This is a genomic window from Eggerthella sp., from assembly GCF_048329335.1.
Lineage (GTDB): Bacteria > Actinomycetota > Coriobacteriia > Coriobacteriales > Eggerthellaceae > Eggerthella > Eggerthella lenta.
In genome coordinates this window covers 1-10579 of the sequence record NZ_DBFEGU010000315.1, presented here as the reverse complement: position 1 = coordinate 10579, position 10579 = coordinate 1, and the positions used below count along the sequence as shown (strand labels likewise).

At 66.8% G+C, this 10579-nt stretch carries 8 protein-coding genes; 2 read left to right on the top strand and 6 right to left on the bottom strand.

Annotated elements, in window-relative coordinates; all coding sequences use genetic code 11:
• The 5 genes from ACMO6A_RS09940 to ACMO6A_RS09920 all read right to left on the bottom strand — a co-directional run.
• Positions 1 to 638: TVP38/TMEM64 family protein (locus tag ACMO6A_RS09940; protein WP_418471180.1), on the bottom strand; the 638-nt coding region annotated here is incomplete at its 3' end.
• Positions 639 to 1590: 952 nt separating this feature from the next.
• Positions 1591 to 4029, bottom strand: coding sequence for a phenylalanine--tRNA ligase subunit beta (pheT, locus tag ACMO6A_RS09935; RefSeq protein WP_009608763.1), 2439 nt, complete (start codon positions 4027 to 4029; stop codon positions 1591 to 1593).
• Positions 4030 to 4221: 192 nt separating this feature from the next.
• Positions 4222 to 5274, bottom strand: a complete 1053-nt coding sequence (gene pheS / locus ACMO6A_RS09930; RefSeq protein WP_345784125.1) for a phenylalanine--tRNA ligase subunit alpha — start codon at positions 5272 to 5274, stop codon at positions 4222 to 4224.
• A 445-nt stretch (positions 5275 to 5719) separates the two neighbouring features.
• Positions 5720 to 6895, bottom strand: a complete 1176-nt coding sequence (locus ACMO6A_RS09925; protein WP_009608762.1) for a coiled-coil domain-containing protein — start codon at positions 6893 to 6895, stop codon at positions 5720 to 5722.
• The gene (locus ACMO6A_RS09920) at positions 6892 to 8004 is read right to left on the bottom strand and encodes a serine hydrolase (protein WP_009608771.1); all 1113 of its coding nucleotides are present in this window, start codon (positions 8002 to 8004) and stop codon (positions 6892 to 6894) included. The genes ACMO6A_RS09925 and ACMO6A_RS09920 overlap by 4 nt, the downstream gene beginning before the upstream one ends.
• Before the next feature lie 707 nt (positions 8005 to 8711).
• On the opposite strand from ACMO6A_RS09920, the gene ACMO6A_RS09915 reads away from it, so the two are divergent.
• Positions 8712 to 9353: a GNAT family N-acetyltransferase gene (locus ACMO6A_RS09915; protein ID WP_009608740.1), complete on the top strand. Its 642-nt coding sequence runs from the start codon at positions 8712 to 8714 to the stop codon at positions 9351 to 9353.
• A gap of 10 nt (positions 9354 to 9363) precedes the next feature.
• A complete protein-coding gene (locus tag ACMO6A_RS09910; RefSeq protein ID WP_009608734.1) occupies positions 9364 to 10305 on the top strand; it encodes a helix-turn-helix transcriptional regulator in 942 nt (313 codons plus the stop codon).
• On the opposite strand, the gene ACMO6A_RS09905 is transcribed toward ACMO6A_RS09910, so the two are convergent.
• Positions 10263 to 10579, bottom strand: a 317-nt coding sequence (locus ACMO6A_RS09905) for a molecular chaperone TorD family protein (RefSeq protein WP_418471179.1), incomplete at its 5' end; no start/stop codon positions are given. The two genes, ACMO6A_RS09910 and ACMO6A_RS09905, sit on opposite strands and share 43 nt — an antisense overlap.

Below are 10579 nucleotides of genomic sequence, written 5' to 3'. Positions count from 1 at the left end.
ACGCTGAACACGATGGCGGTCGCCCGCCAATCGCCTGCGGCGGCGAACGACGATCCCAGCGTAATGGCCAGCACCGACGGCAACCGACCGGCCGTGGTGACGACTGCAAGATGCACGGGATGCATGCCGGCGAACGCGGCGAGGTAGGCCATGAGATCCTTCGGCAGGCCAGGGATGAAGAACGCCGCGAGAATAGCGAAGTCGAACCTCTGCGCCCCGCGCAAGCGGGTCAGCCACTCGCGGCCCTTCCTCGTGAGGACGAGCTCGAGCACGCGATCGCCGCCGAAGCGCACTACCGCGATGATGGCGAAGCAGCCGACCACGCTGGCGGCAAGGTACACGAACGCGCCCTCCCAGAACCCGAACGCGTAGCCCGCGGCAAGCTCCAGCGGCTCGCTGGGAACGATCACCGTCACCTCTTGCAGAACGACCAGCAGGCCGAACACCACGGGCGCAAGCGGCCCCAAGCGTTCCACCTGCTGCTGCACGCGATGTCCGTCGGTCAGGAAAGCCAGCGCGTCGCGGCCGAACAGTAGCGCCAGCACCCCGACGATGCCGGCGAACACAAGCAGCGCCGCCGCCACAACCATGCGCCGCTTGCGCAACACCCTATCCTGCGTGCCCACCGATTTCGCCATGCCGCCCCTTTCGCCGTCCGCATAATTGTCGTACGGCGGCGCCGCACGCAGGTGCGTGCGCGAAAACGAACCGGTAACGGAACAGGCTCCACGCCGTCGCCCCGGATCCCCGACGACTGGGCGTCGCCGTGACGAGCCGTCGCCGCACCAAAGCCGTCCGACGAGCGAAAACGCATCTCTACCCCGCCGCATTCGGGTTCGCGATTGCGAATGACCCGCGCCAAATCGTTCGAGTCTTCGCCTCCCCGCAGAACTCGCGGAGAGCGAAGGGGGGCAACGCTCGCTTCGGGGGCGTTCGCTGTCAAACCTGGATCGACATGCACCGCCGCACGCCGCTTCACCTATCGGGTGGCTGGCGATCAGGCGGGACGAGCGTCTGACCGATGGCCGAGGAGGGCTTCCGAGCCGCCGGCGAGCTTTCGAGGGACGAGCCGACCCGGGCTATGTCAATCCTGGTTTAACGGCGGACGGGGGTGGTCGTGCAAGTTTTTTGACTTCGTGGCACAACACGACATAGTCGACCAGGCATTTCGCGAATGGCAGATAAGCATGCGCTCCGCCTCGAGGTATCTCCGAGCAAGAAACTCCAGGTGGGAAGAACCCTCGTACGGTTCAAGCATGCCACGAAGTCGAAAAACTTGCACGAAAGGGCGGAAAATCCGCTTTGGCTCCGATTCCCGCCAGCGATGACGAGAAAGCTCGACCCCTGATGCCGGATTTCCGCCGAAAAAAAATCTGGCGCACGGCGGGGCGGTACCCGCACGCGCGCCAGATGTGATGTTTCCCGCTTTCGCCGCGCGATATCCTTCGACTCCGGCCTACGGCCTGCGCCCAGGATGACAAAAGGAGCAGCCTAGACGGCCCTGCGCTCAGGACGGCAAAGCCGACCACCCGCCGGCCCCCTGCGTTCCTGTCGTTGCTGGACGGGAACGCAGGGACAGCCCGGGCGGACCTACCCGCGGACTTCGGCGCCGGTGGCGCTGGACACCTTCTTGACCAGGCGCTCGTGGGCCTTGTCGACCTCCTCGCTGGTGAGCGTGCGGTCGGCGGCGCGGTACGTGAGCGCGTAGGCCATGGACTTCTTGCCCGCGCCCACGCGCGCCTCGTCGCGGTACACGTCGAACAGGCGCACGTCCTCCAAGAGCTTGCCGCCCGCCGAGGTCATGCACTGCACGAGCTTCTCGTGCGCGACGCCCTCGTCCACGACGAACGCCACATCCATGGACACGGCCGGGAACGTGGGCACGTCCACGTAGTCGCGTGCGGGGCGCGCCGACTTCGCCAGGGCGTCTACGTCAAGCTCGAACGCCACGACGGGCGCCGTCGCGTCGAAGGCGTCCACGGCCAGCGGGTGCAGCTCGCCCACCCAGCCAAGCTCGGTGCCGCCCGACAGCACCGCGGCCGCGCGGCCGGGCTGCAGGTGCGGAGCCTCGTCGGCCGAGAGCGCCTTGAAGCGCAGCTTCGGCAGCGCCAGCTCGCGCGCGAGATTCTCGATCGCGCCCTTGCCGTCGAAGAAGTCGAACGCGGCCGGAGCGCTGTTCCAACCGGCGTCGCCCATGGCGCCCGCCATGACGCCGGCCAGGCGGCGGCGCTCCTTCGGCTGCTTCTTGCCTTGCGTCGCGAAGAACACCGCGCCCATCTCGTAGAGCTGCACGTTCTTCACGCCGCGGCTTTGGTTGTAGGCGACGCTGCGCATGAGGCCGGGAACGATGCTCTGGCGCATGACGGACTGGTCGGCGTTCAGCGGGTTGATGAGCTCCACCGGCTGCCCCAGCCCCTCGTGGCTCATGCGCAGGCGGTCGAGGTCGCCCGGCTCGGCGAACGAGTAGGTCATCGTCTCGTTGAGGCCGCTCGCGCACATGGTGCGATGGATGACGTCGGACACGTGCTCGACCTGCGAGCGCGTGCCGTAGCGGCCGCGGCCGCCCGGCAGCGTGGCCGGGATGCGGTCCATGCCCCAGAGGCGCACCACTTCCTCGTACAGGTCGATCTCGCGCTCCAGGTCCGGGCGGAACGTCGGTGCCGTCACGGACAGCACGTCGGCGTCGTCGGCATCGGACACCTCGCAGCCCAGGCGGCTGAGGATGTCGACGACCTCCTCGCGCGGGATCTCGGCGCCCATCATGGCGCAGAAGCGCGGCACGCGGAACTCCAGGTCGATAGGCTCGGTCTTCTCCAGCCACACGTCCACCATGCCGGGGCACACCGTGCCGCCCGACACCTCGGCGATGAGCGCGGCGGCCATGTCGGCGTTGAGGGCCACCGGGTTGTCGTCCACCCCGCGCTCGTAGCGCATGGACGATTCGCTGATCAGGCCCAGGTTGCGGCTCGTGCGGCTGGTGTGCGCGCGGTCGAACGCGGCGGCTTCCAGCAGCACCGTGGTGGTGGCTTCGGTGACCTCGGTCTCGAGGCCGCCCATAACGCCGGCCAGCGCCACGGCGCGCTCGGGCGTGGCGATGACGGTCATGTCGGGCACGAGCTGGCGATCCTCGCCGTCGAGCGTGGTAAACCGCTCGCCCTCGGCCGCCGGGCGCACCACGATGTGCGCCTTGCCGTCCGCGCCTGCCAGCTTGTCGAAGTCGAACGCGTGCAGCGGCTGGCCCAGCAGGAACAGGATGTAGTTCGTCACGTCCACGATGTTGTTGATGGAGCGGGCGCCCGCGGCGGCCACGCGCTCGGCCAGCCAGTCGGGGCTCGGGCCCACCTGCACGTCCTTGATGACGCGCGCCGTGTAGCGGCAGCAGCGGGACGCGTCGGCGATCTCCACGCTCACCTGGTCGGACGCAGGGGTCGCGTCGGCGTCCTCCACGAGGTCGATCTGCGGGCGCTTCACGTCGGTGCGGTACATCGCGCCCACCTCGCGCGCCATGCCCGCCATGCTGAGGCAGTCGGGGCGGTTCGGCGTGACCTCGAGGTCGAGCACCGTATCGGACAGCTTGAGGTAGTCGGCGATGGGCATGCCCACCGGCGCGTCCTCGGGCAGGATCCAGATGCCCTCGTGGTTGCTGCCCATGCCCAGCTCGCGCTGCGAGCAGCACATGCCGCAGCTGGTGACGCCGCGCAGCTTGGACTTCTTGATCTTGAAGTCGCCGGGCAGCACCGCGCCGATGGTGGCCACCGGCACCTTGATCCCCTGCGCGATGTTCGGCGCGCCGCACACGATCTGCACCGGCTCGCCCGCGCCCACGTCCACGGTGACCACGTGCATGTGGTCGCTGTCGGGATGCTGCTCGCACGTCTCCACATAACCCACGACCACGCCGTCGTACGCGTCGCCCGTCTTCTCGATCGCTTCCACCCCCGTGCCCGTCAAATCGAGCCGGTCGCAAAACGCCTTCGTATCCGAAGGCACGTCCACATACTCAGACAACCATTTCAAAGATACTTTCATACTGGTTTCTTCCTCTTCTCAAACCTTCATAGGTCCAGTAACGTCAGCGAGGGTTTCCGTGGTGCCCGAGATCGTGGGGAGGGCGAGGGTGAAGCGTACTTCGGTACGCGAGCCCTCGACCTCGCCGCGAGATCGGGTGCCACGGGAAACCGCAGCGTCGGCACGTTCCGTCGGCCGTCAGGCCGACGGAACCTAAAATTGCCGCAAGAAGCGCATGTCGCCTTCGACCAGCATGCGCAGGTCAGGCACGTTGTACTTCAGGCAGGCGATGCGCTCCACCCCCATGCCGAACGCGAAGCCGGAGTACTTCTCAGGGTCGATGCCCGACATGGACAGCACGTTCGGATCCACCATGCCGCAGCCGAGGATCTCCAGCCAGCCGGTGCCCTTGCAGAAGCGGCAGCCCTCGCCGTGGCAGATGCCGCAGCTCACGTCGACCTCGGCCGACGGCTCCGTGAACGGGAAGTAGTGGGCGCGGAACCGCGTCTTGCGCTCCTCGCCGAACATCTGCTTGCACAGGTAGTCGAGCGTGCCCTTGAGGTCGCCGAACGTGATGCCCTCGTCCACCACGAGGCCCTCGATCTGCGTGAACTGGGGCAGGTGGGACGGGTCGGCCACGTCGCGGCGGTACACCTTGCCGGGCGCGATCACGTAGATGGGCAGCTCGTTGTCCTCCATCGCGTGCACCTGCACGCCGGAGGTCTGGGTGCGCAGCAGTACGTCGGACTCGCCGCGCACGGCCGCCTGCGCGCCGGAAAGGTCGCGCACATAGAACGTGTCGGCCAGGCTGCGGCTGGGGTGGTCGGCCGGGGCGTTCAACGCCTCGAAGTTGTAGTAGTCGGTCTCCACCTCGGGACCCGTGGCCACCGTGTAGCCCAGGCCGAGGAAGATCTCGGAGATCTCGTCGGTGATGCGGTTGATGAGGTGGCGCGTGCCCACCTGTTGCGAGCGACCCGGCAGCGTCACGTCCACGGCGGCCGCGTCGATGGCGGCGGCCAGCTCGGATGCGGCCAGCTCCTCCTTGCGCGCGGCCAGCGCGCCTTCCACGGCGGCGCGCACCTCGTTCGCCGTCTTGCCCACGGCGGCGCGCTCCTCCTTCGCGATCTGCCCCATCTGGCGCAGGTACCCGGTCAGCGTGCCCGCCTTGCCCAGCACGCCGATGCGCACCTGCTCGAGCGCCGCGGTGTCGGCCGCCTGCGCGATCTGCGCGATGGTCTGCTCGCGCAGCGCCTCCAGTTCCTCCACGATTGCCATTCTGCCGTCCCTTTCCGTCTCTCGCCCCGCGCCGCCCGCCCGGCGGCGCATATGAAAAAGAGCCTTCTCTCGTCCTTGCTCCTGAGGGCATGCGCCCAAAGTCCAAGGACGAGAGAAGGCTCTCGCGGTACCACCTCGGTTGACGGCCGCGCCTGCGCGCGCCGCCCGCTCGTTCGCTCTGTGACGGGAGCTCCCGGCGCATCCTACTTGGCGTCTCGCGGGGCGGCGACCAGGGTCGCGCCTCTGCGTCCGCGTTCAAACGCGCTGCTCGGAAGGGAATCGTCGCGCTTGCTGCCCGGGAGCTTTCAGCCGGTGGCACCCGTCTCTGCCGGCAGCCGCGTTGCGCGGCGCTGTCTTCGTCATCGCATGTAACGATGCAGTTTAGCACATGAGCGCACGCCGTGCGGGAAATTTCACAAGGACGCGTCGCGGCGTTCTACAGGAAGCGGTAGTTGACCGTGCGCAGACCCCAGTCGAGGCACGACGAGAAGCCGAAGGCCTTCCAGACGCCGGGCTGCAAATCGAGAGATCGGCTGCCCCCGCCCATGCCACCGCAATCGTTTACGGTGGCCAGCACGGTTTGCCCGTTGTAGGAGATCTCGACGGTGCGGCCGAAATACGAGCGGAAGTTCGGCCATGACATCGGGATGGCCACGCCCATGGAGTTGTCGTCGCACACCGACCCGTTCGCCGTGGTGCCGGGGTTCGGCGTGTACGGATCGGTGGAACCGCCGTACGCGGACGCGATGCCGGTCGACCAGCTGATGCCGGGATCAGGAGCGGGACTCGGCGCCGGATCGGGATCGGGCGAGGGCTCGGGAGCCGGCGCCGGAGGGTTCGGATCGGGGTTCGGCTGGACCGGGGTGTTGGAATCGACCACGTCCTCGCGGCCGATGGTATCCGCATTCTCGTCGATGACCGGCCCGGTGGCGCCATCGGCAGCCGCCAGCTCCTCGGCCTTCTGCCTGAGCGCTTCCAAACGCGCGGCCTGGTCGCTTTGGGCGTTCGACAGCTTGGAGCTCGCCTGGGACAGCACGGTTTCGGCTTCCGCGCGCTTCGCTTCCAGCTCTTCGAGCTTCTTCTCCTGCTCGTCTTTCTGGAAGTTCAGGTCGTCGATGAGCTTCTCGTACTTCGCCGAGCGCTCTTTTTGTGCCTCCACCTCGTCGGCGTGGAACTGCATGATCGAATCGAGATAGGTGAGATTGCGTATAAGGTCGCTGAAGCTTCGCGCCTCCAGCACCATGGTCACGAGCGATTGCGACGCTCCCCCGTTGAGATACTCGTGCACCGCCGTCTTGCCGAGAGCCGCGCGGCCTTCGATGACCGCCTGCTGGGCATCCACGGCCTGGGCCGATATCTCGTCGACGCGCGCTTGCAGCTCCTCGACGTCCTGCTTGAGGGCGTCGTAGTCGCCCGCGATGCTTTCCATATGCGCCTCGGCGTCGTCGAGCGTGGCCTGCGCATCGTCGACGGCCTTTTGCGCCTCTTCCGCTTCGTCTGCCCAGGCACGCGAGAAGACCCCGCCGCCGAAAACGGTTCCGCCCGAACACAGAGCAAGCGCCAGAACTCCCGCGAGCATCGCGTTCGGTATGCTCCAGCGTGCGGATCTCATGCTACGCCTCCTTCGAACAGCAGGCGATCGTGCGCCGCCCCCAACGCGGACGCAAGATCGACGATCAGGTGCTCGTTGTCGGTGAAGTATTCGTCATCGTAATCGGCATCGGACATGATGGCGATTACGTAAACATCAGTATCGGTGACCACGAGGCCAGCATCGTTGAGCGCGCCCATGTCGTACCAGGGCGTATCGATCTCGTAGCCGGGCTTCGACAAAACACGACGGCCCTCGCCCAGTGCCGTGCGCAGAAACGACAGTTCAGTCTGCTGCAGCACGTCGGCGAGCCACGGCGCGTTGCCCTGGCCCTCGGCCACGTATGCGCCGACGTTCAGCCACATCTTCGCCAAGTCGCGCGGCGTGTAATAGGGATACCATTCGCCCTGCCAAGCGGCGGCGTCCACGTCGGCCGCAGCGCACCAAGCCTGGAAATCGTTCTGATCGAAGCGTTCGCGCAACAGCCCGTAACCGGTGTTGTCGGAATGCACGATGGTGTTGGCCATGACGGTTTGCAGGTCGTAGCGATCTATGTCGTCCGACGACATGATTCCGGTACCGTCGAGGATGACGTCTTCGACCACCTCTTCATCAAGAGAGGCTCGGCCGCCGTCCACCATATCCTGCGACGCGAAAGCCACGAACGGTGCCTTGACCGTGCTGGCAGAGAAGAACCATTGATCGGCGTTGTACCCCACACCCTCGTGCGTGGTCAGGTCGTACATGACAAAGCCCACCTCGTAACCCGCATCGTGGTATGCCGCGATGGCGCCTTCCACATCGGAGATCTCGTCGGAGGACAGGGTGCGCGCGATGCCGGTCACCGAATTGAACAGGTTCACGTCTTCGGTGCCCGATGCGGCGTCGAGCGCTGTGCGCGCATCTTCGGCGACGGCGCGCGGGTCGACGACATCCCCGGATTGCGCTTGCGAGGCCGCAGCCTGTCCCGTCTGCGCAGTCGCTTCGGGGAGCGCGGCAACCACCTCGTCGGCCACGGCGACGGGATCCTCGGGTCGCACGGCGCTCGCAGCCATCGCGCACGCGCCGATGGTCAACACCGCCACGGCACCCACGATCACGCCCGCGACGAGAGCCGGTCGATGCTTCAACCGATGTTTGATCGTTTCGAGAATCCTTGCCACAACAGCCTTTCCGGCGATTTCGCCTCGCCGCTTCGCGCTTCCGGGTCGTTCCGTCTGTGCAGTATTCCCTAACGAACAGGAGTATACAAGTACGCAACGGCCAAACAACATAGGAGCGCCACGGGGTCGTGCTAGTCGGAAGAGGCGCGCGAAAGGGCTATTCGCCCAAACGCATGTCAAGCTGCTTGCGTAGTACATAAGTACATATACAGCACAAGCCCGATCGAAAGCATGATGAACCCGACCTTGTAGATGCGATTCGTTTCGGCCTCGACGCGCTCGTCCTTCGGGCCGCGGTACGCCTCCCAATGTTGAAATATGCTGCAAAATCGAGTTTTTGGCAGTTGACCCCCCCCCTTGCAACGATGGTTTCGTCACCGCGAGAAAAACGTGATCTGGGGTTTTGTCCGAACCTTTTTCGATGGAGAGCGCCCAGCGTGCCAAAACCTCGATTCTGCAGCATATAGATGAGCGGAATCGTGCCAGCGGGGCCAGCAGGCGAACAGGGCGCAGCCATCCTTCTCCGAAGCACGCTCGACGCAGGTTCGATCGAAAGCCTCGAACGCGCCAAACGAGGGCGCGGACGCCGGTTGCATGCTCGTGGTAGTATGGGGACGCGGTTCTGCCCAGACCGTGCGCACCGCCTTCCCTTCCGGCACGAAAGGATCGAACCGATGGACTTCTCCCCTTGTGCGACCAGCGCGAACGTACGGATCGCGGCGCGCGGCGACGCGGAAGCCATGCGCGCGGTGTACGCGCCGTACGTCGAGACGCCTGTCACCTTCGACACCGTCGCGCCCTCGCGCGCCGAATTCGCCGCGCGCATGGCCGACGCGATGGTCGACTATCCGTGCCTCGTCCTCGAGCAGGACGGGCGCGTCGTCGGGTTCGCGTACGCACACGCCCAAGCCAGCCGGGCGGCCTATCGGTGGAATGCGGAGCTCTCGGTGTACCTCGAACAAGGCGCGACCGGGGGCGGCCGGGGACGCGCACTGTACAGCGCGCTATTGGAACTGCTGCGCGCGCAGGGCGTGAAAAGCGCATACGGCCTGGTAACCGTGCCGAACGAGGCAAGCGAGCGTCTGCACGCCGGCTGCGGGTTCCAGCGTTGCTGGGTGCAATCGCACGCCGGCTGGAAGGCGGGTTCGTGGCACGACGTGACCTGGTACGTGAAAGAGCTCGCCCCCTTCGACGACGACCCGGCGGATCCCGTTCCTTTCAGCGAACTGGCTCGCACGCGCCCCGACTTCGTGCAGCAGGTGCTTGACGAAGCGAACGCCGCGCTGGAAGCCAACGTCCCGACCGACTGCGCGTAAGGACGAAGCCATGCAGCCTCAACGTCTGTTCGAGATCGTCTACCTGCTGATGGATCGCGGCACCGCCACCACAGGCGAGCTGGCGCGCAAGCTGGAGGTGTCCGAGCGCACCGTGCGCCGCGACATCGACGCGCTGTCGGCCGCGGGCGTGCCGGTGTACATGACGCGCGGCAAAGGCGGCGGCGTGCACCTCATGGACGGCTACGTGCTGGACCGCTCGGTGCTGAGCGAGCGCGAGCAGGACGACATCATGGCCGCGCTCTCCGCGCTCAACCGCACCGGGGCCAGCGACGATGCGAGCGACGAGACGGCCGTGCGCCTCGGCCGCCTATTCCAGCGCGAGAACGTGAACTGGCTGGACATGGACTTCTCGTTCTGGGGCGCGCCGCCGAACTACCGCGCCGCGTTCGACACCATCCGCGACGCCGCCATCGGGCGGCACCCGCTGTCGTTCGCCTACTTCGACGCCGAGGGCAACCGCACCGAGCGCACCGTGGAGCCCGCCCAGCTCATGTTCAAGGAATCGTCGTGGTACCTGCGCGCATGGTGCCGCGAGCGGGATGCATGGCGCATGTTCAAGCTGTTCCGCATCGACTGGGAAACGCTGGATGTGCTGCCGGAAACGTTCGAAGCGCGCGAGCTGCCTGCACTTGATGAAGGCGGGCACATGAAAGGCGACGACGTGCTGGTGATGCGCTTCGCCGCGCAGGCCGAGTCGCGCGTCCGCGAGGAGTTCGCGCCCGAGACGATAGCGCGCGAGGCCGACGGCAGCTGGCTCGTGACCCTTACCTGCAACATCACCGAACGCACGCGCTACTATCTGCTGTCGTTCGGTCCTCTGCTGGAAGTGCTCGAGCCGCCCGACGTCCGCACCTGGCTGCTCAAGCACGCCGAAGCCGTGGCGCGCACTTACGCTTCCGACGGCCAGTCGGCCAGCAGCGCGCCCAAGTAGGCCGCCGCCGCGCGGTAGAAGGGATGGCGCGCCTCGGCGGCCAGGCGCTCGGCGAAGGCTGGCATCCAGGCTTGGGCGTGCCCGGAGAGAAAGGCCTCGTAGGCGGCGGCCGGGCTCCCTCCGGGGAGGCCGGCGTCGGCCGGGGCGCCCTCGGGAGCCGGGGCGCCGGCCGCGCGCAGGGCCAGGCGCTCGAGGAGCTCGCATTCCGTGGCGACGTGGTCGAGGGGCTCGTTGGTGCCCTCGGGGCGGCCGAAGCCGCAGGAGCGCATGAAGC

Excerpts from the sequence above, each read along its gene's own strand:
- pheT (WP_009608763.1), bottom strand. The coding sequence starts at position 4,029 with ATGAAAGTATCTTTGAAATGGTTGTCTGAGTATGTGGACGTGCCTTCG.
- ACMO6A_RS09925 (WP_009608762.1), bottom strand. The coding sequence starts at position 6,895 with ATGAGATCCGCACGCTGGAGCATACCGAACGCGATGCTCGCGGGAGTT.
- ACMO6A_RS09915 (WP_009608740.1), top strand. The coding sequence starts at position 8,712 with ATGGACTTCTCCCCTTGTGCGACCAGCGCGAACGTACGGATCGCGGCG.
- ACMO6A_RS09910 (WP_009608734.1), top strand. The coding sequence starts at position 9,364 with ATGCAGCCTCAACGTCTGTTCGAGATCGTCTACCTGCTGATGGATCGC.